Raw genomic sequence first — 22,844 nt, 5'->3', positions numbered from 1 at the left:
GCCGTTGCTGGTCTGCTCACTCATGGTTGGACCTCCTGAAAGTCAGCAGGGGCACCCGGTGCGGCTGCGTCGTCCACATGTGCTGCGGGGATGGCGTCCATCAGCTCTTCTCCGCTGGGTGGGGCTGGTCGCATGATGCCGGCGTAGGTGCTGCTGCGCGCCAGCAGCTCAGTGTGGGTGCCGACGTCAACCACTGTGCCCTCGTGCAGCAGGGCCACCCGGTCGGCCATCGCCACAGTGGAAGGGCGGTGAGCCACAATAAGAGTGGTGGTGCCTTTGAGGACCTCGCGCAGACGGTCGGTGACGCGTTCCTCGGTGCGGACATCCAGCGCGGAGAGCGGATCATCGAGCAGCAGGACAGAAGGCTTCGCAGCAATGGCGCGGGCCAGGGCCAGGCGCTGACGCTGACCACCCGAGAGGCTCATGCCCTCTTCGCCGATCCGGGTGTCCAGGCCTGCGGGAAGGTCATGGACGAACTCGGCATCCGCAGTGTGCAGCGCCTCGGTGAGCACCTCATCGAGCTGGTCGAGCCGCGGAGCTTTGTCCCGGTGCGGGTGGGAGGGGTCGCCTTCTCCCGGGTTGTCATCATTGCGGTGGTGCCCGGTGCCCAGCAGGACATTGGACTTCACTGTGGTGGAGAACAGGGTGGGGTCCTCGAACGCGACCGCGATTCTGGACCGCAGGTCAGGCAGGCTGTACTCGCGGACATCGACGCCGTCAACGAGTACCCGGCCGCCTGTGACGTCGTAGAGCCGTGGCACCAGGTTGAGAAGCGTGGAGGTTCCGCCGCCGGTGGCGGAGACCAAGGCCATAGTTTCGCCCGGTTCGATCCTCAGGGTGGCGCCCTTGATGAGGTCCTCGGAGGCGTCGGGGTAGCGGAAGTGGACGTTCTCCAGTTCAACAAGTCCACGCTCTGCAGAGGTGGTGGGCTCCTCAGGGGAGACGACGTTGGGTTCTATATCCATCACGTCGATATGGCGGTCAATGGATGTTTTGGCCATGAAGACCATGCCAATAAGCATGCCGATGCCTTCAATGGGCTGCTTCAGCACCACGGCCATGGCGAAGAAGCCGGCCAAGGAGCCGGGGGTGATATCCCCTTGGGAGGCCAGGTACAGACCTGTGAAGATGCAGAGTGCGAGCACTGTTTCTGGGAGCAGGACCATGAACATCTGGAACTTGGCCAGAGTGCGCATCTTGGAGACTTCGAGGTCGCGCAGGGTCGCTGCTTCTTCTTTGAAGCTGGAGCGGGCCCAGTCACCGCGCCCGAAGGCTTTGAGGACCCGGATTCCGTGGACGGACTCTTCGACTTTGGTGGCTACCTCGCCGGCCTGATCTTGGGCGGACCGGGAGTAGTGGATGAATTTCTTGCGGAAGGCTGGGCCGAGTGCGATCACCGGCACTGCGGCGCATAGGAATAGGGCACCGAGGATCGGCGACCAGCTGAACATCACGCCGATGCCCACCAGGACGGTGATGGAGGAGGTGACCAGCATGAGCGAGCCGAAGGCGAAGAACCGGCGCAACATGTTCAGGTCGGCGATGGCCCGGGACTGCAGTTGGCCAGCTTCCCATGCTCCGTGGAAAGAAGCGGATTGGTGGATCAGCCGTGAGAACAGAGACACGCGCATATTCGTCTCAGCGTCAGATGCTGGAGGGATCACAAAGAACCGGCGGAGGAACACGAAGAACGCCTCGAGCACCCCGAGACCGAGCACAATGCCGAACGCGGTCCAGACCACAGCCGCTGTGGCGTCCACGGTCGCGATATCGTCTACCAGTCCGCCCAGCACGACCGGAACGGAGAGTGCGATCACGCCTGCGCCGATGGCCGCGAGCATGCCGAAGAACCACCGCAGCTTCAGACCCTCAAGGTAGGGAGTCAGGCGTGCGAGTGCCTGGATGAGTGTGCGGCGCTGACCGGACTCGACTCGCTCTTGGGCCGCCCGTTCTTGGGCACCGCGTTGTGGAGTCGTATCCGCGCTGCTCTTCTGATCAGATGGTTGCATGCCGCAACTACTTTACTCCTATTGGTCGGGATGACCAAACGGTCGAGTTCAGCCGCCCTGAATGGTGAGCAGCGTTGCCTCAGGAGGACAGAAGAGGCGGACGGGGGCCTTGGCGGAAGTTCCGAGGCCTGCTGAGACGTGAACGTGGGTGCGTCCTCCGTCTGAACGGCGAAGAGTGTGCAGCCCTTGTGCGTGCCGGGCGGGGAGGTCGCAGTTGGTGACCAGGGCCCGGCCGCTGCCCTTTCCGAGGGACGGAAGGCAGACCTGGCCACCGTGAGTGTGTCCGGCCAGCACAAGGTCTGCACCTGAATCGGCGAATGTCTCCAGGACCCGCCTTTGGGGGGCGTGGGCAACACCGATCCGCAGTTGTGGTTCAGTATTGGGCCAGCCGGTGAACTCGTCGAGCTCCAGATGCGGATCATCAACGCCGGAGAATTCCAGGTCCAGTCCGGCGATCCTCGCTGCGGTGTGGGCGTTGGTCAGATTGGCCCAGCCGGCGGCCTCGAATGCTCCGAAGAGCTCCTCGGTGGGCAGAGTCTTCGCATTCGGGTGAAGCGTGGAGGGCCCGGTGAAGTACTTCAGCGGGTTCTTCAACCGCGGGGCGTAGTAGTCGTTGGACCCCGGCACGAAGCAGCCGGGCACGTCCAAGAGAGGTTCCAACGCACTGAGGACTTCCCGAATTGCGCGCCGGTCGGAGAGGTTGTCCCCCGTGTTGACCACAAGATCAGGCTCAAGGGTGGCGAGTTTCTGCAGCCAGTCGTACTTCTGCCACTGGCCCGGAACATAGTGGATATCCGATATGTGCAGCAGGCGCAGCTGCCCGTCGAATCCCGGAACCGTCACCTCGGCCTGCCGGAGAGTAAAACGGTTGAGCTCCACCCGGTTGGCGTAGATGAGCGTGCCCAGTCCCGCAGCTCCGAGGACTCCTGCCGCGGCACCGAGACTACGAATCAAGAGTCCTCGCCCTCACCACCGGTCCTGCCTGGTGGGCAGGATCAGTCGTCATCGTCGTTGTCGCCGTTATCGTCGTCGTCGCTGGAGCTGCTTCCGCTGCCTGAGCCCAGCTCGGACATCGCGTAGCGACCGCCATATCCGGAGCGCCGCTCATTGAAAGGAGAGTTCCTGGCCTCCGGGAAGTCACCAGTGGCCCGAGTGGGTGCAACTTCACGCATGTAGTCGTACCAGAGCGGGAAGGCGATGGTACCGGCGTACGTCTCGTCAGGCACGTTGCCGTTAGACCACAGTGAGCTGTTGTCGTTGATCCTGGTGACATAGGCGCTGGTGGCTACACCCTCGGTGTAACCCTGGAAAGACATGCCAGAGGCCGTGTGGTTAGTACCCGTCTTCCCAGCCATGGGGAAGGGTGCGTCACCGTCACGTTCGCCGACGTAGAGGTTCTGCTCAGCAATGTTGATCATCGTGTCGTTGACCTGTGCCACGACATCAGGGTCAACGACCTCCTCGCAGTCCGCCTCAGGCAGGTCGTACTCGTTGCCATGAGCGTCAGTGACCTCGAGGATTGACCGAGGGGTGCAGATGGTTCCGTCATTGGCGAAGGCCGCATAAGCACGGTTCATCACCAGCGGGGTCACAGAGACGGCCCCCAGAACGAATGAAGGCGTGTCAGGGCGAAGCGGACCAAGCTCAGTGCCTTCGCTGGTTCCTTGGATGCCGAGGCGATCTGTGAGGTCGGTAATGGCGCACAGATCCATGTCGTTCGCGGTAGCCATTGTGGCAGTGTTGATCGAGTGGAACAGGCCCCAGTCCACGGTCATTTCACGTTCGGTGTCATCCAACACGTTGGAGATTGAGTAGACGTCTTCATCGCCCTCACCCTGCAGGAGCGTCACGGAACCACCAGGCATGCAACTGGCCTGCCACCGCTCGCCATATTCGTACTCAGTTTGGTCGGCGTCGACGCGGTCGTCCATGTCATTGCCCTCTTCTACCCAAGCTGCTGCAACAAACGGTTTGAGGATGGAGCCCCCCTGGAAACCGTTGCTGCCGCCGTGTGAAGAGCCGGCATTCATATTGAGGGACGTGGAGTTCCAGTCGTCACTCTCGTCGTTCGGATCGTAAGTGGTGGACTGGGCCATCGCGAGGATGTTGCCCGTCTCTGGGTCCATGGAGTTGAGCAGCGCGGCTGCTTCGGTGCCCCGTGGCTGGTGATCCATCACGGTTTCCTCGGCCTGGCGCTGCATATCCGGATCAAGCGTCGTGACAATCCGGAGACCCCCACGGGCCAGAAGTTCTGCGCGTTCCTGCTCATCTTCGCCGAATGCCTCATTTTGTGTGAAGTCGTGAATGGCGTAGTCGCAGAAGTACTCTCCGAACTCAGCGGCGATACAGCCGACCTCGCTAGACTGAATCTCCAAACTTTCACCGAGATCGATTGCTATCGCTTCCTCGTACTCATCGTCGGTGATGAAGTCGTGGATCAACATGTTCCGCAGCACCGTGTTGCGGCGAGTTTCAGCACGCTCCACGTTGTCTTGGATGTCCGGACGGTAGAAGTTGGGAGCCTGAACGAGCCCGGCCAATGTGGCTGCCTGCTGGTAATCCAGCTCTGAGGCGGACACGCCCCAGTAGAACTGCGCAGCGGCCTCCACACCGTAGTTTCGGCCGCCCAGCATCACGATGTTGAGGTAGCCCTCGAGGATCTCGTCCTTGGTCATTTCCTGCTCGACCTGGACGGCAAGCTTCATTTCCCGCAATTTATCGGCGTATGTCTTCTCCTGGATGCCCGCGGCCAAGAAGTTACCCTCACCGGAAACCACCGCAGCGTTGTTCAGCACATTGTTGACGTACTGCATGGTAAGCGTGGAGGCGCCCTGCTGAGTAGAAGCAGTGAAGTTGTGGACTGCGGCGCGTGCCACGCCCTGCGCGTCTACGCCCCCGTGGTCGTAGAAGCGCTCGTCCTCAATGGCGATGATCGCGTCCTTCATTTCCTGTGAGACGTCTTCAAGGTCAACAGGCACACGATTCTCCGCGTAGAACGTGGCGATGAGTGTCTCCCCATCGCTGGCGTACATATGCGAAGGAGTCGACAGTGGCTCCTCTTGAAGCTCCGCGGGGACCTCGTGGAGGATGTCGCCTCCGGCTGATGCAGCGGCACCACCAGTGGCTGCGAGGGGGAAGACGAGACCGGCTGCTAGAAGGCCACAGAGTGCGCTGACACCCAGGAAGGACATGATTTTGCCCACGGTGGTAGCCGTGTCAAAAAGAGGGGATTTGCGGGAAGCCATGATCTATATGATATCGGGACAGTCAAACCGCGCCCGGTAAGGGCTCAAGCCTCACCTGAACGCCCGTCACCTGGGGCTGAATCGCAACGGCCTACCTGGTACTGCGGCGATTCGCCCCAGCCGATCAGCAGAAGCCGCGCAGTCCGTTAGCATGAGGCGGTGACTTCACACGATGTTCAGGCCGCCCAGAGGGCCGGGTTCCTCCCGGTCATCCTCGGCACAAATATCCACGGCTACACCCATGCCCGGAGCTTCCACGAGACCTACGGCGTCAAGCCGCTGATGATCGGGAAAATCAAACTTGGCTTCACATGGGACAGCACCATCCTGGCGATGGAACTCCATGAGGACATCACCGACGACGACGCCTTCGTCCGAATCCTCACCGATCGGGCCCGGCAACTCAGTGCCGACTACCAGGTGCCCCTGCTGTTGGTGCCCAGCACTGACATCTACGTGGAGCTGGTCAGCCGCCACCGGGAGGTGCTTGCCGAGCACTACCTGATGAACACCCCAGCTGAGCCAGTGCGTCAGAAATTTATGGACAAACAGCGATTCTACGAGATGGCTGCCGAACACGGAGTGGACATCCCGGAAACTCAGGTGCACCAGATTGGTGAACCGTTCGAGCTTGAAGTGGACCGCTTCCCGGTCATCATCAAACCGGCGAACCCCAACCAGTGGTGGATGAACCAGCACAAGATCGCTGGCCATAAGAAGGTCTACCGGCTCACCACCGTCAAAGAGGTCGCCGATGTGGTTGCCGCAGTGGAAGCCTCCGATTACCGCGGGGCACTCATCATCCAAGAGTTCATCCCCGGAGACGACACCAATATTTGGGACTCCGTCCTCTACGTGAACACCGAGGGCACCTGTGAGTTGGTGACTTTGGGTCGGGTCGCTCTGCAGGAACACGAATCACACCTGGTGGGCTCATACACCGCCATCCTCTCCCGGTACGACGAATCTCTGATGCTCACCTACAAGAACTTCCTCGAAGCGGTCGGCTACACCGGTGTGGCCAATGTGGACATCAAATTCGACCCCCGCGACCGCAAGTACAAGGTCATGGAGATCAACGCCCGCCCCGGCCGATCCAGCTACTACACCGCCCTCCTGGGTCACCCAGTGATGAAATACCTCGTCGACGACCTCGTATACGGGCAGCGCAAAAAACTGACCCTGGCTGAGGGAGATGCGCTGTTCCACGTGGCCCCGCGCTACATCCTGCGCAAATACGTCACCAACCCAGAAGTGCGCAGTGAAGTGAACCGGCTCATCAAACAGGGCAAAGCCACCAACCCCCTGTGGTACCGGGCAGACCGCTCACCGAAACGCCTCGCCTACCTGGCCGGCCGGCACTTCCGTCAAGGAAAGAAGTACGCGGCCTCCACGTGGAGAGACGGTCTGAGTTAGGCTGAGGCTATGGCTGAAATGACACAGTGGGAGTACGCCACTATTCCGCTCATTATTCACAACACCAAGGGCATCCTTGACCAGTGGGGAGACGACGGCTGGGAACTGGTCACAGTTCTTCCTGGGCCGGACGGCAACGCCCCGGTGGCATACCTGAAGCGACCCAAACAGTAGATCAGGAGACGGCAATGTCCACGGTAGAAGAACGTCTTTCCGCGCTGGGCCTCACCGTCCCCCAGGTGGTGCCGCCTGTGGCTGACTATCAGCCTGCGGTCGTCGTCGACAAGGTTGTCTACGTCTCCGGGCAACTGCCCCTAGTGGGCGGTGAGCTCCCAGCCGAAGGCAAAGTCGGCGCTGAGGTCACTCCAGAGCAGGCCTACGAGCTGGCCAAACAGTGCGGCCTGAACCTTATTGCTGCATTGAAAACCGTCGTGGACCTGGACAGCATTGTCCGGATTGCGAAAGTAGGCGGGTTCGTGGCGTCCGCCCCGGACTTCACCGGTCAACCTCAGGTAATCAACGGCGCGTCTGAGATTCTGGGCCAAGCATTCGGCGAAGCAGGGGTCCACGCCCGCAGTGCTGTAGGGGTTCCGGTGCTGCCGCTGAACACACCTGTCGAAGTGGACCTGATCGCACACATTGGCTGAACACGACTTCCTCCCGGTCATTATCGGGACAGACCTCAACGCGTACCATATGGCGGCCTCCTTCCATGAGGCCTACGGTGTGAAGCCGCATGTGGTGGGGAAAGTGCAGTTGGGCTTCACGCACTACTCCTCGATCATCTCCAGCACTACCTTCGTCGAGGACCTCGACAAGCCTGAAGTGTTCGTCCCTGCCCTGCGTGACTATGCGCAGAGCCTGCGACGCGAAGGCCTTCCGCTGCTGCTGGTGGGCACCAGTGATCACTACGTGCGTTTGATCATAGAAAATGCCGACCAGTTGAAGGACCTCTACAGGTTTAACTACCCCACCGAGGACCTGCTGAACGCCCTTCACGTCAAGGACGCTTTCTACCCCCTGGCGCAGCAGCACGGCCTAGAGATCCCTGAGACTCACATTCACCATGTGGGGGACCCTGTTGAGGAGCTCCAGGAGACGATCACCCGATACCCAGTGATCCTCAAACCAGGCAACAGCGTGGAGTACTACCGCAATAAGTTCCCCGGGCAGGAGAAGGTCTACCGGCTCAACTCCGCAGAAGAGGTGGCCAGCGTCGTCGCCCGTATCAGCGACTCCGGCTACCGTGGCACGCTGATCATCCAAGACTTCATCCCCGGCGACGACACGTTCATCTGGGACTCGGTGCTCTACCTCAACACCGAAGGCCGCGCTGAGTTCGTGAACTTCGGCCAGGTGCTGCTCCAGGAACATGAAGCCTCTGCAATCGGCAACTACACGGCGATCATCTCTCGGTTCAACCGAGAAGTCATGACACAGCTCAAAGAGTTCCTTGAGGCCATCGGGTACACCGGGATCGCCAACTTTGACATCAAATACGATTCCCGGGATCAGGCGTTCAAGGTACTTGAGGTCAACGTCCGGCAGGGGCGCTCCAGCTGGTACGCCACAGCCCAGGGACACAACCTCGCCGGATATCTCGTGGAGGACCTGATCCACGGGAAGCGGCGCGAGCCCGGAGAGTGCGCGTTCGTGGACAAGGACGTGCTCTTCACCGTGGTGCCGCAATACATCCTGCGCAAGTACGTCACAGCCCCAGGAGTCCGCGACGACGTCGCCCGCATGATTCGGCAGAAAAAGGTCAGGAACCCGCTGTACTACAGCGGGGACACGTCACTGCTGCGGCGTGCATGGTTGGCCGTCCGCGCAGTGAGGTACCGCAAGAAGTACGCCAACGCCACTTGGGCCGACGCCTCGTAAGTTGAGGTACCCTGCTACCGACGCGAGGCTGAGCGGGCGAACTGCCCCGCCCCCTTAACCTACCGGGAGCGCTGGCGGATTCGCTGAATGTCCAAGATGACGACCGCGCGAGCTTCCAGGCGCATCCATCCGCGCTGAACGAACTCAGCCAAAGCCTTGTTGACGGTCTCACGGGAGGCGCCCACCAGCTGGGCCAGCTCCTCCTGAGTGAGCTCATGAGCTACCAGGATGCCGTCAGGCGCAGGGCGGCCAAAGCGGTCAGCCAGATCCAGCAGAGCCTTGGCCACACGGCCTGGCACATCGGAGAAGACCAAGTCGGCCAGGGACTCATTGGTGCGCGTCAGACGCTTGGCAAGAGCCTGCAGCAGCTGCACGGAAATCTCAGGGTTGTCAGTGATCAGATCACGGAGATCCTGGTGCTTCAGGCCAGCCAGCCGAGTCTCGGAAACTGATGTGGCGGTTGCGGTGCGGGGTGCGGGATTGAACAGCGCCATCTCGCCGAAGATCTCTCCAGGGCCGAGGACTGCCAGGAGGTTTTCGCGACCATCGGAGGTTGAGCGTCCCAGCTTGATCTTGCCGGAGACGATGAAATAAAGCTGGTCGCCCTGATCGCCTTCGTGGAACACAGATGCTCCACGGGAGAGCTCCACTTCCGCGAGCTTATTGCTGAGTGCTACGAAGACATCGTCATCGAGCGTGGCGAAGAGTGGAGCGCGGCGTAGCACTTCGAGATCCATAACCGTTCCATTCGTGAGGTGTGTGGATAATCATTAGGTTTGGGTTAGAAGTTACCAGGTTGTACTCCTGTCAGGCTAACCTAAGTGACCGTGACTTTACTGGACCTCATCCTGGTGTTTGTGGTGCTCGTGTTCGTGGCCGCAGGGTTCGCTCGCGGAGTCTGGGCCACTGTCGGAGGCGCTGCAGGCTTCATGGTTGGCGCGACCGCCGCTTTTTTCTCGATCCCGCTTGTGGCCGCGTGGATGCCTGACTCACCCTGGCGGGTCGTGGCCGTGATCGGTTGCGCGATCGTGCTGGTGGTGGCAGGTCATGCGCTGGGTTCAGCTGCTGGCGCAGAGGTCCAGCGAATGTTTCGCTCTCCAACCATCAGAACGGTCTCCGCACTGATAGGTGCCGTGGTGAACCTGGCAGTGGCTTTCGTGGTGATTGCGGCGCTGAGCTTCTCGGTCCAGGCTATGGGATTCCCGCAGGTCAACCACCACATGAAGCAGTCCGCTGTCCTTCAAGGCATCAACCAGGCGATGCCTGACCGGGTGGAGTCCATGTTCGCCGATGTCCGCTCACACGTTCTGGCCTCCGACATCCCAGAAATCGCCCAACTGCTGGTTCCCGAGGCGGAGGACGCCCCTGCTGCCGGGGAGCTGACCGAGGCGGCTTCTGCCACCACGCAGTCAGTTGCCCGGATCACCGGAGTGGCGCAGCAGTGCGGGCAGTCTCAGTTTGGTTCCGGTGTGGCACTTTCTCCCAATCGGGTGATGACCAATGCGCATGTGGTGGCGGGAGTCTCCGAACCTTCCGTGGAGATGCCCGACGGGCAGATCGCCACAGCACGAGTAGTGCATTTTGATACATCCAAGGACCTGGCGCTGCTGGCGGTGGACACCTTGGACGCCCCGCCGGCCCAGGTGGGTGGAGCGATGGACCGCAATGCCGACGGATACGTCATGGGCTACCCCTCAGGTGGACCGTTCGTGGCGGGGCCAGCGGTGGTGCAGGCGCGCGATGTTTCACAGGTCAACAACATCTACGGTGCCTCGGCTTCAGAGTTGGAGATCTACCAGCTGAACGCGGATGTGCGGCGCGGGAACTCCGGCGGGCCGCTGGTAGACCGTGACGGCAACGTCGCCGGAATCGTCTTCGCACGTGCCTTGGAGGGCGACGCTGTGGGCTTCGCCGTCACAGTCGACGCCGCGGGCGAGGCCATGACCAATCCAGACGCCTTCACTGACACGGTGTCCACCGGCCAGTGCCTCGACCGGTCCTAGGCAGCTCCCCCAGACCTTCAGGAGCCTCTGCGTAGTCAACTCAGCGCTTTGACCCTGCCTTTCTGCTTTTACACAGCGCTATCGCGGCAGGTCATTTTGATATCTCTGGGTAATCCGCCTAGGAACTCTGATGTGGGCCACACCGTGGCCAGCGGAAGGGCAGGAAAGTTAGTCGCTGAGCAATGCGGCCAGGTGCTCCACTGCGAAGCGGTAGCCCTGAATGCCCGCGCCGGCAATCACCGCTGAAGCGTGGGGAGAGACGTAGGAGTGGCTGCGGAACGGTTCGCGGGCATGCACATTGGACAGGTGCACCTCCACGACGGGTAGGCCCACAGCGGCCAGCGCATCGGCGATCGCCACCGAGGTGTGGGTATATGCGGCCGGGTTGATGACAATGCCGACAGCAGTTCCTTGGGCGGCCTGGATGGCGTCAACCAGAGCGCCCTCGTGGTTGGACTGCACGATGTCTACGGCGAACCCTCCGGCTTCAGCAGCTGCACGGCACACATCATTGGCATCTTCCAATGTGGCGGTGCCGTAAACATCCGGCTCTCGGGTGCCCAGCAGGTTCAGGTTCGGCCCGTGCACAATCAGCAGTCGACCACTCATCAATTCGCTCGCTTCCCAACTCATATGCGGTATCACCGGGAACCCGGCGCGCTTGTGCTCAGACTACTCGACGACTGTGGGGCGCAAAGTGGGGTTCATTCCTCCGTGCGCCCCACAGTTTTTGAGCGGGTCGGGTCGTTAGCTGGCGTGTTTGGCGCGCATATCGTCGGCGATCTTCTCCATCACGGAGGGATCGGCCAGGGTCGATGCGTCACCGACTTCATCACCATTGGCGACGTTCTTCAGCAGGCGCCGCATGATCTTGCCCGAACGCGTCTTCGGCAGCTCTGGCACTACCAGCACGTTCCGCGGCTTCGCGATGGGGCCTATCTCGTGACCCACGTGCTGACGCAGCTGCTGCTCCAAAGACGCAACGTCGGCGGTTGCGTCCGAGGCTGAACCGGTCAGCATCACGAACGCGACGACAGCCTCACCAGTGGTGGCGTCCTTCGCACCGACCACAGCAGCCTCAGCTACGGCCTCGTGCGCCACCAGGGCGGATTCGATCTCCGTGGTGGACAGGCGGTGCCCGGAGACGTTCATGACGTCGTCGACACGGCCCATAAGCCAGATGTCGCCGTCATCGTCATACCGGGCGCCGTCCCCGGCGAAGTACAGATCGCCGAATCGGGACCAGTAGGTCTCCTTATAGCGGTCGGGGTTCTTATAGATGCCGCGCAGCATTGCCGGCCATGGTTCGTTGATGACCAGCAGGCCGGCCTCGCCGTTGCCCAGGGGCTTGCCCTCTTCATTGACCACGCCGACTTCCACACCTGGGACGGGGGTCTGTGCAGAGCCTGGTTTGGTGTGTGTGACCCCGGGCAGCGGTGCGATCATATGCGCGCCGGTCTCGGTCTGCCACCAGGTGTCCACGATGGGTGCTGGGTGCTCCTTGGGAGGCTTGCCCGGCCCGTTGTTGGCGCCGATGACCTCGCGGAACCACATCCACGCCTCAGGGTTGATGGCCTCACCCACGGTGCCGAGCACGCGCAGCGAGCTGAGGTCGAACTCGTCGGGAATCTCGCGGCCCCACTTCATGCAGGTGCGGATCATGGTGGGCGCTGTGTAGAACTGGGTGACCCCGTACTTCTGCACAATCTCCCACAGCCGGCCCTTATGCGGAGTGTCGGGTGTGCCCTCGTAGATCACCTGGGTGGAACCATTGGCCATCGGTCCGTAGACGATGTAGCTGTGCCCGGTGACCCAGCCGACGTCGGCGGAGCACCAGTAGACGTCCTGCTCGGGCTTGAGGTCGAAGCTGTCCCGGTGGGTGACAGCGGTCTGCGTCAGGTAGCCGCCGGTGGTGTGCAGGATGCCCTTGGGCTTACCTGTGGTGCCTGATGTGTAGAGGATGAACAGCGGGTGCTCAGCGTCATGCGGAACGTAGCTGTGCTCGGCGGACTGCTGGGGCACTAGGTCATGCCACCAAATGTCGCGCCCGGACTCGATGTCCACGTTTTCGCCGTTGCGCTGAACGACGACGACGTTCTGCACTGTGTGCCCCGGCTTGGCCAGGGCCTGATCGACGTTGGGCTTCAGCGGTGAAGGCTTGCCGCGCCGGTAGGAGCCATCAGCGGTCACGACCAGTTTGGCCTCGGCGTCGTCCGCCCGGGAGCGCAGGGCATCTGCGCTGAAGCCGCCGAAGACCACCGAGTGGATGGCTCCGATCCGGGCGCAGGCGAGCATGGTGACCACGGTTTCGGGGATCATCGGCATGTAGATCGCGACCCGGTCGCCCTTGGCTACTCCGAGGGATTCGAAGGCGTTGGCGGTGCGCGATACCTCGTCCTTCAGCTCTGCGTAGGTGATCTCACGGGTGTCGCCGGGCTCACCTTCAAAGTAAAGCGCCACGCGGCTGCCGTTGCCGGCTTCAACATGCCGGTCCACACAGTTGTAGGAAGCGTTGAGCTCTCCACCCACGAACCACTTGGCAAATGGTGCCTCTGACCAGTCAAGGGTCTCGGTGAAGTCAGTGTCCCAGCTCAGGGTGCTCCGGGCCTGATCCGCCCAGTAGCCGAGTCGGTCGGACTTAGCGGCGTCGTATTTTTCGGCCGTGGCTACGGCGTCGTGCGCGAACACATCGCTTGGTGGGAAAGTCTGAACGCTTTCCGCATCAGGTGTGGTGGTCATGAAACGTACCTCCTTGAGCTTCACGGCTGTGTCTAGGCTCACAATAGCGCGGGACCCAGCAATGAGGCGAGGACATGTTCAAAGAGTGGCCGGCATCACAGATGAACGGTTGATTTGCGCCGATGAATGGCAACCAGTGATGGGCGGGCGCGTGCGTCACCGCCTCAGCTGCCGCTTAGGATGGATTCAATGGATAAGACTCTGATCGGGAAAAAGCGCCGGGTACGCAAGATCAACCGGATTCTGGGCGAGACCTACCCGTATGCGGTGGCAGAGCTCGACTTCGGGAACCCGTTCGAGCTGCTGGTGGCGACCGTCCTGTCCGCGCAGACCACCGATGTGCGGGTCAACTCCATCACCCCAGAGCTCTTCTCCCGCTACCCCGACGCTGCCGCCATGGCCGCAGCTGATGAGTCTGAACTCGCCGAACTGATTCGGCCCACAGGCTTCTATCAGGCCAAGACCCGGTCACTGCTGGGGCTGTCCACCGCACTGGTGGAAAACCATGGGGGAGAAGTCCCGGCCGAGCTCAACGAGTTGGTCAAGCTCCCCGGGGTAGGCCGCAAAACCGCCTTCGTAGTGCTGGGCAGCGCATTCGGTCGGCCAGGGCTGACTGTGGACACCCACTTCGGGCGGCTCGCTAGGCGGTTTGGCATGACCGAGGAGACTGACCCGGTCAAAGTTGAATACGCCGTGGCAGAGCTGTTCGAGCCCAAGGACTGGACGGACCTGAGTCAGCGGCTGGTCTATCACGGCCGCCGGGTCTGCCATTCACGGCGACCGGCCTGCGGCGCCTGCCCGGTGGCGCATCTGTGCCCCAGCTACGGGGCCGGAGAGACCGATGCCGAAGCCGCCCAGCAGTTGCTCAAATACGAGCTGGCCCCAGGGCGCGAAGACCTGCACCAGAAATTCTTGGCAGGCTTCACACGCCGCCAGCTCCAGGCTGAAGGGTACCCACTCAGTGCCTGATACACCGCCGAATACACCTCAGCACGACGACGCCGGCCCCGGCCTGGGTGCCCAGGGCGCTGGCAGATTGCCGCAGACTCACCAGGAACTCACAGCTTCACTTACGGGCCTGGTGGGGCTCGGGAGTGATTACGCGGCGCAGAACCCCCAGGAGGCGTCGTCGGGTGTGTGGTGGTGGGGTGTTCCCTCAACTGAAGTCCACCGGCATATGCAGATCACAGAGACGTCCCGGGAAGCTGCGGTGCTGGCCCTGTTTTGGGTGTCGGAGGATGGGCCTCACGTGCTGTTGACCGAGCGCAGCCCGGAACTGGCCAAGCACCCCGGGCAGATCGCGTTCCCCGGCGGCGGGGCCGAAGAGTCGGATGCCGACCTGCCGGGCACTGCGCTGCGGGAGGCCCATGAGGAGACGGGGCTGGACCCTGACCGAGCGACTGTGCTCGGCACACTGCCGGTGGCGCCTATCTTGGCCAGTGGCTTCAACGTCACACCCGTGATCGCGGTGGCTGAGGACCCTGGTCCGCTGGCCCCCCAGACGGGAGAGGTCTCCAGGGTGCTGCGGACTCGCGTGGCGGATCTGGTGGAGCCTGCTCACCGGTATACCGCTGTGGTGGTGCACCGTGGTCCACGACTGCCTTCACCGGCGTTCCTCTACGGGCTCACCGGGGACGGCGGATATTCGTCAATCAACGCTCAGCCTCATGCTGAGGCGACTGAGGTGGCCTCCGCCTTCCAGGAGACTGGAGCGTTCGTATGGGGTTTCACGGGAACGCTGCTGGACCGGATGCTGATGCGTCTGGGGTGGGCCGGGGAGTGGGACCGCGAACGGGAGATTGATCCCCGGCAGTTCCGACGCCGCCGCTAGGTCTCCTGTCCCTGTGGACTGCTCGGCCGCATGGCTGCAAGAGTGGACATCGCCTCCGCGACGTGCTCGCTGAAGGGCCGGTCGGAGTCGTGGTACCAGTTTTTTAGAATGCTGATGAGGGGCCAAATGATGGAACTGGCGATCACCCGGCCCTGAGCCTGCGACCACGAACCTGTCTCCGCAATCATTCGGCCGAGTTCCTCGACGGTGTCGTCGACCAGCAGGAACGCCGCTGACTGAATCGAGCGGTTGGCGAAGAAAAGCTCGGTCCTGGCCAACGTGGCCTCTGCCTCCTCGACAAAGTGATCCTCTCGGATGAGATTAAGTGCAGCATACACAGCATCCCAGGGGGAGAGGCCCTCCTTAATGAAGTGCGCGAGGCCGGCAAAGACTTGGTTGTCGAACTCGTCGTGGAGGACCAGGCCCTCTTTTGTGCCGAAGTACCGGTACACGGTGCTGGGTGAGGCTTCAGCAGCTTCGCTGACCTGCTCAATGGTGACTGCGTCAAAACCATGCTCGGCGAACAGGGACATCGCGGTGTTCTGGATGCGACGCATAGTCGCTGCTCGTTTCCGCTCCCGCAACGGCTGAGGAGGTGGTGGGGGTACTTGGCGAGCGTCGACTGAGGAGGTAGGTGGCGTCGTCGTCGTCATTCGCATCTCCTTAATTGACAGTCACTGTCAGCTTATCGTGTAGAGTGACTGTCATGAGAAAGTCACTGTCAGAAAATCTGGTGCAGGCGCAGGGTCTCGTCAAGACCTTCGGCGCATTCCGTGCTCTTGACGGCCTTGACTTGCATGTCGCTGAAGGAGAGGTGCACGGCTTCTTGGGGCCCAACGGGTCGGGGAAATCGACCACCATCCGGGCGCTGCTGGGCCAATTGCGCCTGAATGAAGGGCAGGCCGATGTTTTTGGGCTGCACCCGTGGCGAGATTCCGTGGAGATTCACGGACGGCTGGCATATGTTCCCGGGGACACCTCCCTGTGGCCAGGACTCACGGGCGGTGAATGCATTGACCTGTTGGGCGGGTTCCAAGGCAGCATGGACTCCCAGCGCCGCGATGAGCTGGTGGAGAGGTTCGAACTGGACCCCACAAAACGTGCCCGCGCATATTCCAAAGGGAACCGGCAGAAAGTAGCGCTGGTCGCCGCGCTGTCATGCGACGTCGAGCTTTTTATCCTCGATGAGCCCACATCCGGGTTGGACCCGCTCATGGAATCGGTCTTCCAGAAAGTGATCGCAGAACTCAACCGAGAAGGTCGGACAGTTCTGCTCAGCAGTCATATTCTGGCTGAAGTGGAAGCGCTCTGCGACCGGGTCACCATCATCCGGTCCGGGACGACCGTGTCCACCGGAACACTGGAGGAGTTGCGCTCTGGCACGTTGACCACGGTGGAGGCCACCACCGGGCATCGTCCCGCCGGACTTGAGGGTATCGATGGGGTCACCGATCTGCAGTATGAGGACCACCCTCATGGGGTGCGCATCCGTTTGGTCGCCACCCATGCGGCAATGCCGCAGGCGGTGGCAGCGGTCACCGCCGCTGAGCCGACCGACCTGGTGGTCCGCCCGCCGAGCTTGGAACAGCTATTCCTAGAGCACTATCAGGAGAGCGGCCCGGGCGTGGGGGCAGCCGAACCAGCCGGTGGAGAGTCATGAGTCGTATCTCATCACAGTTGGCTGGGACGCTGGGGCTCTTCCGCTTGGGCCTGCGATCGGGCTGGTTGGGCGTTGCCGGGACGATCTTGCTGGTTGCCGGACTCATCACAGCCGTGGCCATCTCGATTGATTCTCTCTTCTCGAACCTGGCGGAGAGGCAACAGTACGAAGCCACACTCGGTGAATCGCCGGCCTCCCAAGCGTTCAACGGGCGGGGCTACGGTCTAGACACCATTGGGGGCATCACTGCCTATGAGGTGGGGTTCCTCGGTCAGTTGTTGTTTCCTTTGTTGGCGGTGCATCTAGCGCTGCGGCATACCCGCAGGGAGGAGGAGGCCGGGCGCACTGAGCTGGTGACGGCTACCCGTGTGGGTCGTCTGGGCCCCTTAGCCGCCGGATTACTCATTGTTCTCTTCACGGTGACGGCCATAGGAATTTTGACTTTCGCGGGCACCGCTTCTGTGGGCCTGCCCCTAGCCGGCGCAGGCTGGTACTCGGTAGGCACTGCCGCTCTTATGTTGTTCTTCGCCAGTCTGGGTCTCGTCCTAGGGCAGGTGGCGCAATCTGCGCGCACTGGCTATTTGGCTGGGCTTGCGGCTGTGACCGCCGCGTTCCTGATCCGGGCGCTGATCGACGGTTCTGGGTGGGACGCAGTGTGGGCGAGCCCTCTGGGATGGTTCGCTGAGTTTCGGCCGTTCGGAGAACCCCAGGTATGGCCGCTGGCGGCATTCTTGGTCAGCGCCGTAGTGCTAGTGGCTGGGGCCGGCGCAATTGCTGTGCGGCGAGACCTTGGGGCCGGAATTTTGGCTACACCTGCCGGACCTGAACGGGGGCGGGCGAGCCTCGGCACAGCCATGGGCCTCAGCTGGCGGCTCAACCGAACTGCGATCCTCGCGTGGTCGGTCACGGCGATTCTGTGGGGAGGGGTGTTCGGCATTTTGACCCAGGAGATGGCTGAGTTGGTGGAAGCGGACCCCACCGTGCTGGAGGCTCTGGGCGTGGATTCCGGCAGTGATGTGGTGACCAGTCTGGCAGTGGTGGTCATCTGCCTAGCGGCCACAGCGACAGCCGTGCAGGGTATGGGTCGGCTGATATCGGAAGAATCCAGCGGGCGCCTGGGGACTGTGCTGGCCACGCGGATCTCACGCAAGCGTCTGTGGCTGGGATGGTGGGCCGTTGTCGGAGCGTCGGCGGTAGCGGTCCAGCTCCTGGGCTGCATGGCGTTGGGGCTGGTGTCCTGGGCTGTGCTGTCCGAGTCAGCGGCGTTCAGCACGGCCATGGAAGTGGGTTTCGGGTACGCGGTGCCGGTGGTGTTTGTGGCTGCGATGGCTGCCCTGCTGCGCTCGATAGGCAGCCGCTGGTCTGTTCTTGGGTGGCTTTTGGTGGGCTGGATCGCCACAGTCGGTTTCCTGGCGGAGACGCTGCAGCTTCCTGAGTGGGCACGAGGCATCTCACCGCTCCACCTGGTGGGGCAGTTGCCCCAGGATGAGCTCAATGTCGCAGCGGTCCTTAGTCTGGCTGCGGCTGGAGGTGCCCTGCTGGTTCTCTCCGTCGGGCTGATGTCCCGGCGCGACCTCGCCGCCGGCTGACCGAGGAGGACTGTAGCGGGCGCCAGACGAGGAGAGTTCTCCACAGGGCCGGGTGGTCCCCAGACGACACGCGGCAGGCTTCACAGCGAGGCTGCTGCGTGTAGGAAGAATGTCTGTGCAGCAGCACGCTGAGTGCTATGACACGGAACGGACGAACCACCCCGCGTCCATATCACCCGGAGTCGGCTGAGGAACCGGTGCTGCTCCTCATCGCCGAGGACCAACGCTTGCGTGATGACATAGCCCTGATCGCGGCAGTGGTCGGAGCGCGCCTAGAGATCTGCCGCCGGTGGTCCCAGGTGCAAAGCGCTACGGCCGAGGCTGCCGTGGCGGTCCTCTGCTCAGCTCAGACGGTGCCACGGACCGCGGTGTTGGCTGAGCGGTGCCTGCTGGTGGGACATGACGCAGAATCAGTCTGGCAGGCAGCTGCCGAGGCACCAGGCCTGAGGCCGGTACCCCTGCCTACAGGGGAGAAATGGCTCACCGAGCACCTCTCCACCAAGGTCCTCGACCGATCTCAGGGGCGGGTGCTTGCCGTGGCGGGTGCGTCTGGGGGTGTGGGAGCAACCACATTCGCTTATCTCTGCGCTGCGGAGTTGGCTTCACGTGGTCAGAGCCCTCTGATGGTGGATTCCGCAGGGGGACCGGGTAGCGGAGTAGCCGATCTGGCCCGCACTGCCCGTCGGGAGGGACGACTCAGCGGAGGCGCACTTGACTGGCAGGAGCTGACCTCAGTTGAAGGGGATCTCTCGGCGACCCAGCTCCGTGAAGCAGTCCCGGTATGGGAAGGCATTGGTCTCCTGACGGGCTCAGCCGCTGCTCCACGCGCGGATTCCCGTCTCCGAGCAGCCGTAGTTGCGGGAAGGCGCGCGTACGACGTGGTCGTAATTGACAGCGGCCAGCAGACTGAGGCGCTCACCAGCCTTGGCGAGCAGGTCGATGACATGTTGGTGATCGTGCGGGCCTCACGTCGCGGTGTTGACGCCGCGCAGGAACTCATCAGCGCTGTCCCTCAGAGGCGAGCTTGGGTCGCGGTCAATGGCGCAGCTGCCCCAGGGTGGAGTGCAGCTGATGTGCGGGCAGAGCTCGATGTGCCAGTAGTTGCTGACCTGCCGTTGCAGAGGTGGCTGGCCCGCAGTGATGAGATTCATGATGCCTATAATGTGCTTCGCAGTCGCCGCGGCGCTGACCTGGTGAGTGGGATCCTCCAGAGGGTGGGGTTGGCTGATGCGTGAGGAGCAGCTTGAGGCTGTTCGTGAGCGGCTGACCTCGACCGCCGAACCGGTGACCGCAGAGCGGATCGCTGATGCGGTCCGCGCTGAGGGCCTCGCGCTGGGCACCGGGACCACTGCGCAGTTAGTCAAAACTCTGCGGGATGAACTGGTGGGTCTAGGGCCATTGCAGCAGTTCGTGGAAGCACCTGGGGTCACGGATGTGGTCCTCGACGGTGCGGGTCAGATATGGACTGATGGGGAGCGCGGGCTGATGCTTACCGGCGTGCGCATCGAGTCAGAGGAGCAGGCACGGGCGCTGGCGCGCCGGCTGATCTCGATCGCCGGTGGACGGCTTGATGAGGGGCATCCCTGCGCTGACGGCAAACTAGAAAACTGCCGGATCCACGCGGTGATTCCGCCAATCGCCGTTGAGGGCACGCTCATTTCCGTCAGAGTAGCTCGAAGCTCCACCGCAGACCTGGAGGCACTTGCCACCCATTGGCCCGGGGCGCACCAGTGGGTAAGTGCGCTGAGGACCCTGGTCGGCAAACGCCTGAACTATCTCGTCTCTGGCGCGACAGGGTCTGGAAAAACATCCTTATTGGCCGCGATGCTCAGTGAGGTCTCCAGAACCGAACGCATCCTGGTGGTCGAGGACACCACGGAGCTGACCCCGGCGCATCCTCATGTTCTTCATCTGCAGAGCCGCGGGGGCAACGTCGAGGGCGCCGGACGGGTGGATATGGGGCAACTGGTCCGTGAGACCCTGCGGATGCGTCCTGACCGGCTCATCGTTGGAGAATGCCGCGGAGCAGAACTCCGTGACTTTCTTACCGCGATGAACACTGGACACGCAGGAGCCGGCGGAACTGTTCACGCCAACTCCCCGCAGGCTGTGCCGGCCCGGTTGATTGCCATGGGCGCGCTCGCAGGACTCAGCCCGGAGACTGTCGCCATCCAAGCCGCAGCGGCACTGGACGCGGTTGTTCACGTGGAGCGCCGGTCCGGACGAAGGAGCCCGGTGGCCCTGTCGTCCCTGCGCTACGACGACGGCAAACTCACGATGGTGCCGGCACTCGTCACGCAAGGGGACCGAGTGGAACACGGTCCAGCGTGGGAGGAACTGATGGGATGAGACTGCTCCTGATCATCACCGCTGCAGGGTGTGCAGCCGCCGCGGCCCTTGTGGCAGCTCCCTCCCGCACCAGAAGCCACCCTTCCTCTTTCCGGATGACTCCACGGCTGCGTGATCTCTCCCAACAGCTGGCCCATCGAGGGAGAAGGACACCAGCACAGATGCGCAAGGATGTCGCAGAACTGCTCCGACAGTTCTCCGCATTACTGGTCTCGGGCCGCGGTGAGGGTCAAGCCTGGTCGGACCTTCGTCAGACATGGCGAAGCAGAGACCCCGATCATCCACTGGCTCAGGTCAGTGCGCACATCGCCGCCTCAGAAGCATCAGGGACCGGCACCGCTGAGGGACTGCGCCGCTATGTTGCTGCAAACGCGGGGACAGACCCAGAACTGAACCGCCTCCTCAACAGACTGGTCGCTGTCACAGCGCTTTCCGAGCAGACCGGCGCTCCGCTGTCCTCGCTGGTAGAGCAACTGGCCGACTCCGTGGATGAGTCGGCTGAGCTGGCCGCCGCTGTGGAGACTGCCACCGCTGGACCCAAGCTCACCCAGATGATTCTCAGCCTGCTACCCCTGGGTGGGCTGGCCTTAGGTCAGATCATGGGGGCCGACCCTCTGGCCACACTGCTAGGCAGCACTATCGGTCTCGCGTGCATGTGCGCCGGGCTCGGGTTCTTGGTGGCGGGTCGGTTCTGGAGCCACCGAATGATCCGGGTGGTGACGCGACATGGCTAACTTCTTGACTGTGCTGTCAGCTGTGGTCGCCGGGGTGGCGGCCCTGCTTCTCCTGCCTCCGACTGCTCGAGGCGGCGCAACAGGCATATCACTGCTCAGGCAGAAAATGCGTGCGCGGCGTCGTCAAGATGATGGAGTGGGCGAAACTGCCGACGCTGCTCTTCTGTTGGATCTGACCGCGGCACTGCTGACCGCAGGGGTGGGGATAGAGGCCGCGCTTGCGCGGTTGGCCTCAACAGTTCCAGGGGCAGAACCACTTGCGGGTGTTCACCGCGCGCTCGCCGCAGGTGCTTCCTGGGATCAAGCGGCAGAGCTGGTCGCTGAGTACCCGCAACTGCGGACCTTCTGTGATCATATGAGCTTTGCTTACTCCACAGGCGCTCCGAGTGCTCGGATGCTCCGGGCCGCTGCGGGCAGAGCTCGTGCGGAGCTTCGGCACGCAGCAGAAGCCGCGGCGGAAAAACTCGGGGTGAAAATGATGCTTCCCCTAGGCGCCTGTTTCTTGCCGGCGTTCATCCTGGTAGGAGTGGTGCCGGTGGTGGTGAGTATGCTCCCTGAGGCTCTGGGCTTCTGATCCTATGCCCGGGCACTAAGGCAAACCCTCCGGAGGCCCAGCACGTGATGTTCCCGTGGCGGTGAGGTGTGGTAGCGGAAGTGCAGCAGAGAGCACAGGCACGTCAAAAACCCGGGTCACTGTCACAGTCACCTCGGTGGGGAACTCTCCGCCTACAGCACAGTCCTGAAGTACCACTCCGTTCCGCACGGCCACCTGCTCAGCGACCGTGCAGGGATCGCCGGTGCTGAGTCCTCGCGCGGTGTCAGCCGCCGCCAAAGACGCTAGGTCAGCTGCGCGTACTGCCTGTGTCTTGGCCACCGCAGCGGCTCCCAGGAGGACGACGAGGGCCAGGAGGATCATGAGCGCAGCGATGATCCCCAGCGCCGCCACAGTGCCGGATCCACGCTGATCCCGGTGCGCAGAGAAGTTCACTGTGACCCCCGGATACCTGCGAGATGTTCAGTGCGTGCGAACGCTTCAGCTTCCTGTTCGGCGTCGAGCTCGATCAGCCCAAGTATGCGCACCGGTTGAGTGAGTACCACATGGGTGTAGGGCCCGTCGGAGGAGACGGACACCGTCACCTGGTCTCCGGCGGTCTCCCGGGCTACTTGCTCAGCGACCTCAGCTGACTGTCCGCGGGCGAATTCCCTGGCTGCGGCACGGGCTCCGTCCTCAAGAGCTATCCGTGCCGCACCCTGCATCGCCAGAGAGATCACCAACAGCAGCACAAGCACCACCCCAGGTATGGCCAGGGCAAATTCAGCGGTGACTGAACCTCGCTCCGACTGTGGGGCAGCGCGATTGCCTCGTGGTGCCATCAGTGGGGACCAGC

General features: G+C 62.5%; 22 protein-coding genes. 13 read left to right on the top strand and 9 right to left on the bottom strand.

Annotation, left to right across the window (positions count from 1 at the left end):
* Positions 1-20: 20 nt before the first annotated feature.
* The 3 genes from FEF26_RS00200 to FEF26_RS00190 are packed head-to-tail and all read right to left on the bottom strand — an operon-like array spanning position 21 to position 5,254.
* A complete protein-coding gene (locus tag FEF26_RS00200) occupies positions 21-2,009 on the bottom strand; it encodes an ABC transporter ATP-binding protein (protein ID WP_138251523.1) in 1,989 nt (662 codons plus the stop codon).
* Between the two features lie 48 nt (positions 2,010-2,057).
* Positions 2,058-2,963 carry a metallophosphoesterase gene (locus FEF26_RS00195; protein ID WP_138251522.1) on the bottom strand — a complete coding sequence of 302 codons (906 nt, stop codon included), beginning with the start codon at positions 2,961-2,963 and terminating at the stop codon, positions 2,058-2,060.
* 41 nt (positions 2,964-3,004) lie between these two features.
* Positions 3,005-5,254 carry a transglycosylase domain-containing protein gene (locus FEF26_RS00190; RefSeq protein ID WP_138251521.1) on the bottom strand — a complete coding sequence of 750 codons (2,250 nt, stop codon included), beginning with the start codon at positions 5,252-5,254 and terminating at the stop codon, positions 3,005-3,007.
* Positions 5,255-5,413: 159 nt separating this feature from the next.
* Here FEF26_RS00190 and FEF26_RS00185 point away from each other — a divergent pair, with 159 nt between their 5' ends.
* Genes FEF26_RS00185 through FEF26_RS00175 form a run of 4 tightly spaced genes read left to right on the top strand, consistent with a single transcriptional unit; the run spans position 5,414 to position 8,551 of the window.
* The gene (locus FEF26_RS00185; protein ID WP_138251520.1) at positions 5,414-6,670 is read left to right on the top strand and encodes a carboxylate--amine ligase; all 1,257 of its coding nucleotides are present in this window, start codon (positions 5,414-5,416) and stop codon (positions 6,668-6,670) included.
* Between the two features lie 9 nt (positions 6,671-6,679).
* The gene (gene sp36 / locus FEF26_RS15620) at positions 6,680-6,844 is read left to right on the top strand and encodes a Sp36 family protein (RefSeq protein WP_166432843.1); all 165 of its coding nucleotides are present in this window, start codon (positions 6,680-6,682) and stop codon (positions 6,842-6,844) included.
* 14 nt (positions 6,845-6,858) lie between these two features.
* Complete coding sequence (locus tag FEF26_RS00180) at positions 6,859-7,317, top strand: RidA family protein (protein WP_138251519.1); 459 nt, start codon at positions 6,859-6,861, stop codon at positions 7,315-7,317.
* On the top strand, positions 7,310-8,551 hold the full coding sequence (locus tag FEF26_RS00175; protein WP_208012807.1) for a carboxylate--amine ligase: 1,242 nt from the start codon (positions 7,310-7,312) through the stop codon (positions 8,549-8,551). Before FEF26_RS00180 ends, FEF26_RS00175 begins: the two co-directional genes overlap by 8 nt.
* A gap of 59 nt (positions 8,552-8,610) precedes the next feature.
* Here FEF26_RS00175 and FEF26_RS00170 read toward each other — a convergent pair whose 3' ends face one another.
* A complete protein-coding gene (locus FEF26_RS00170; protein ID WP_138251518.1) occupies positions 8,611-9,288 on the bottom strand; it encodes a Crp/Fnr family transcriptional regulator in 678 nt (225 codons plus the stop codon).
* An 84-nt stretch (positions 9,289-9,372) separates the two neighbouring features.
* Here FEF26_RS00170 and FEF26_RS00165 point away from each other — a divergent pair, with 84 nt between their 5' ends.
* Positions 9,373-10,554: a MarP family serine protease gene (locus tag FEF26_RS00165; protein ID WP_138251517.1), complete on the top strand. Its 1,182-nt coding sequence runs from the start codon at positions 9,373-9,375 to the stop codon at positions 10,552-10,554.
* A gap of 168 nt (positions 10,555-10,722) precedes the next feature.
* Here the strand turns inward: FEF26_RS00165 and aroQ are convergent, their stop codons facing one another.
* Positions 10,723-11,187: a type II 3-dehydroquinate dehydratase gene (aroQ, locus tag FEF26_RS00160; protein WP_138251516.1), complete on the bottom strand. Its 465-nt coding sequence runs from the start codon at positions 11,185-11,187 to the stop codon at positions 10,723-10,725.
* 114 nt (positions 11,188-11,301) lie between these two features.
* Positions 11,302-13,293, bottom strand: a complete 1,992-nt coding sequence (acs, locus tag FEF26_RS00155) for an acetate--CoA ligase (protein ID WP_138251515.1) — start codon at positions 13,291-13,293, stop codon at positions 11,302-11,304.
* A 189-nt stretch (positions 13,294-13,482) separates the two neighbouring features.
* Here acs and nth point away from each other — a divergent pair, with 189 nt between their 5' ends.
* Both nth and FEF26_RS00145 read left to right on the top strand, forming a co-directional pair.
* On the top strand, positions 13,483-14,262 hold the full coding sequence (gene nth, locus FEF26_RS00150) for an endonuclease III (protein ID WP_424991708.1): 780 nt from the start codon (positions 13,483-13,485) through the stop codon (positions 14,260-14,262).
* The gene (locus FEF26_RS00145; protein WP_138251513.1) at positions 14,255-15,124 is read left to right on the top strand and encodes an NUDIX hydrolase; all 870 of its coding nucleotides are present in this window, start codon (positions 14,255-14,257) and stop codon (positions 15,122-15,124) included. The genes nth and FEF26_RS00145 overlap by 8 nt, the downstream gene beginning before the upstream one ends.
* Here the strand turns inward: FEF26_RS00145 and FEF26_RS00140 are convergent.
* Positions 15,121-15,777, bottom strand: a complete 657-nt coding sequence (locus FEF26_RS00140; protein WP_166432842.1) for a TetR/AcrR family transcriptional regulator — start codon at positions 15,775-15,777, stop codon at positions 15,121-15,123. The two genes, FEF26_RS00145 and FEF26_RS00140, sit on opposite strands and share 4 nt — an antisense overlap.
* Positions 15,778-15,830: 53 nt before the next feature.
* On the opposite strand from FEF26_RS00140, the gene FEF26_RS00135 reads away from it, so the two are divergent.
* The 6 genes from FEF26_RS00135 (at position 15,831) to FEF26_RS00110 (ending at position 22,030) form a co-directional block, all read left to right on the top strand.
* The gene (locus FEF26_RS00135; RefSeq protein ID WP_138251511.1) at positions 15,831-16,784 is read left to right on the top strand and encodes an ABC transporter ATP-binding protein; all 954 of its coding nucleotides are present in this window, start codon (positions 15,831-15,833) and stop codon (positions 16,782-16,784) included.
* Complete coding sequence (locus tag FEF26_RS00130; protein ID WP_138251510.1) at positions 16,781-18,373, top strand: ABC transporter permease; 1,593 nt, start codon at positions 16,781-16,783, stop codon at positions 18,371-18,373. Before FEF26_RS00135 ends, FEF26_RS00130 begins: the two co-directional genes overlap by 4 nt.
* Before the next feature lie 137 nt (positions 18,374-18,510).
* Complete coding sequence (locus tag FEF26_RS00125) at positions 18,511-19,608, top strand: CpaE-like family protein (RefSeq protein WP_138251509.1); 1,098 nt, start codon at positions 18,511-18,513, stop codon at positions 19,606-19,608.
* Positions 19,601-20,722, top strand: a complete 1,122-nt coding sequence (locus tag FEF26_RS00120; protein WP_138251508.1) for a TadA family conjugal transfer-associated ATPase — start codon at positions 19,601-19,603, stop codon at positions 20,720-20,722. Before FEF26_RS00125 ends, FEF26_RS00120 begins: the two co-directional genes overlap by 8 nt.
* Positions 20,719-21,456, top strand: a complete 738-nt coding sequence (locus FEF26_RS00115; protein ID WP_138251507.1) for a type II secretion system F family protein — start codon at positions 20,719-20,721, stop codon at positions 21,454-21,456. Before FEF26_RS00120 ends, FEF26_RS00115 begins: the two co-directional genes overlap by 4 nt.
* Positions 21,449-22,030, top strand: a complete 582-nt coding sequence (locus FEF26_RS00110) for a type II secretion system F family protein (RefSeq protein WP_138251506.1) — start codon at positions 21,449-21,451, stop codon at positions 22,028-22,030. Before FEF26_RS00115 ends, FEF26_RS00110 begins: the two co-directional genes overlap by 8 nt.
* Positions 22,031-22,045: 15 nt before the next feature.
* On the opposite strand, the gene FEF26_RS00105 is transcribed toward FEF26_RS00110, so the two are convergent.
* Together FEF26_RS00105 and FEF26_RS00100 are read right to left on the bottom strand one after the other, a co-directional pair.
* Positions 22,046-22,444 (bottom strand): Rv3654c family TadE-like protein, encoded by a 399-nt coding sequence (locus FEF26_RS00105; protein ID WP_138251505.1) that lies wholly within the window; start codon positions 22,442-22,444, stop codon positions 22,046-22,048.
* Entirely contained in the window at positions 22,441-22,830 is a 390-nt protein-coding gene (locus FEF26_RS00100) for a TadE family type IV pilus minor pilin (RefSeq protein ID WP_138251504.1), read from the bottom strand. Before FEF26_RS00100 ends, FEF26_RS00105 begins: the two co-directional genes overlap by 4 nt.
* Positions 22,831-22,844: the final 14 nt, after the last annotated feature.

It is taken from the genome of Nesterenkonia salmonea (assembly GCF_005771525.1).
GTDB lineage: Bacteria > Actinomycetota > Actinomycetes > Actinomycetales > Micrococcaceae > Nesterenkonia > Nesterenkonia salmonea.
Note: the sequence above shows the minus strand (reverse complement) of the source record. Positions and strands in the feature narration are given on the sequence as shown.

Coding starts and splice junctions, on each gene's coding strand:
- FEF26_RS00200 (WP_138251523.1), bottom strand. CDS start 2,009: ATGCAACCATCTGATCAGAAGAGCAGCGCGGATACGACTCCACAACGC.
- FEF26_RS00190 (WP_138251521.1), bottom strand. CDS start 5,254: ATGGCTTCCCGCAAATCCCCTCTTTTTGACACGGCTACCACCGTGGGC.
- sp36 (WP_166432843.1), top strand. CDS start 6,680: ATGGCTGAAATGACACAGTGGGAGTACGCCACTATTCCGCTCATTATT.
- FEF26_RS00180 (WP_138251519.1), top strand. CDS start 6,859: ATGTCCACGGTAGAAGAACGTCTTTCCGCGCTGGGCCTCACCGTCCCC.
- FEF26_RS00170 (WP_138251518.1), bottom strand. CDS start 9,288: ATGGATCTCGAAGTGCTACGCCGCGCTCCACTCTTCGCCACGCTCGAT.
- aroQ (WP_138251516.1), bottom strand. CDS start 11,187: ATGAGTTGGGAAGCGAGCGAATTGATGAGTGGTCGACTGCTGATTGTG.
- acs (WP_138251515.1), bottom strand. CDS start 13,293: ATGACCACCACACCTGATGCGGAAAGCGTTCAGACTTTCCCACCAAGC.
- nth (WP_424991708.1), top strand. CDS start 13,483: ATGGATAAGACTCTGATCGGGAAAAAGCGCCGGGTACGCAAGATCAAC.
- FEF26_RS00140 (WP_166432842.1), bottom strand. CDS start 15,777: ATGACGACGACGACGCCACCTACCTCCTCAGTCGACGCTCGCCAAGTA.
- FEF26_RS00135 (WP_138251511.1), top strand. CDS start 15,831: ATGAGAAAGTCACTGTCAGAAAATCTGGTGCAGGCGCAGGGTCTCGTC.
- FEF26_RS00130 (WP_138251510.1), top strand. CDS start 16,781: ATGAGTCGTATCTCATCACAGTTGGCTGGGACGCTGGGGCTCTTCCGC.
- FEF26_RS00125 (WP_138251509.1), top strand. CDS start 18,511: ATGACACGGAACGGACGAACCACCCCGCGTCCATATCACCCGGAGTCG.
- FEF26_RS00120 (WP_138251508.1), top strand. CDS start 19,601: ATGCGTGAGGAGCAGCTTGAGGCTGTTCGTGAGCGGCTGACCTCGACC.
- FEF26_RS00115 (WP_138251507.1), top strand. CDS start 20,719: ATGAGACTGCTCCTGATCATCACCGCTGCAGGGTGTGCAGCCGCCGCG.
- FEF26_RS00110 (WP_138251506.1), top strand. CDS start 21,449: ATGGCTAACTTCTTGACTGTGCTGTCAGCTGTGGTCGCCGGGGTGGCG.
- FEF26_RS00100 (WP_138251504.1), bottom strand. CDS start 22,830: ATGGCACCACGAGGCAATCGCGCTGCCCCACAGTCGGAGCGAGGTTCA.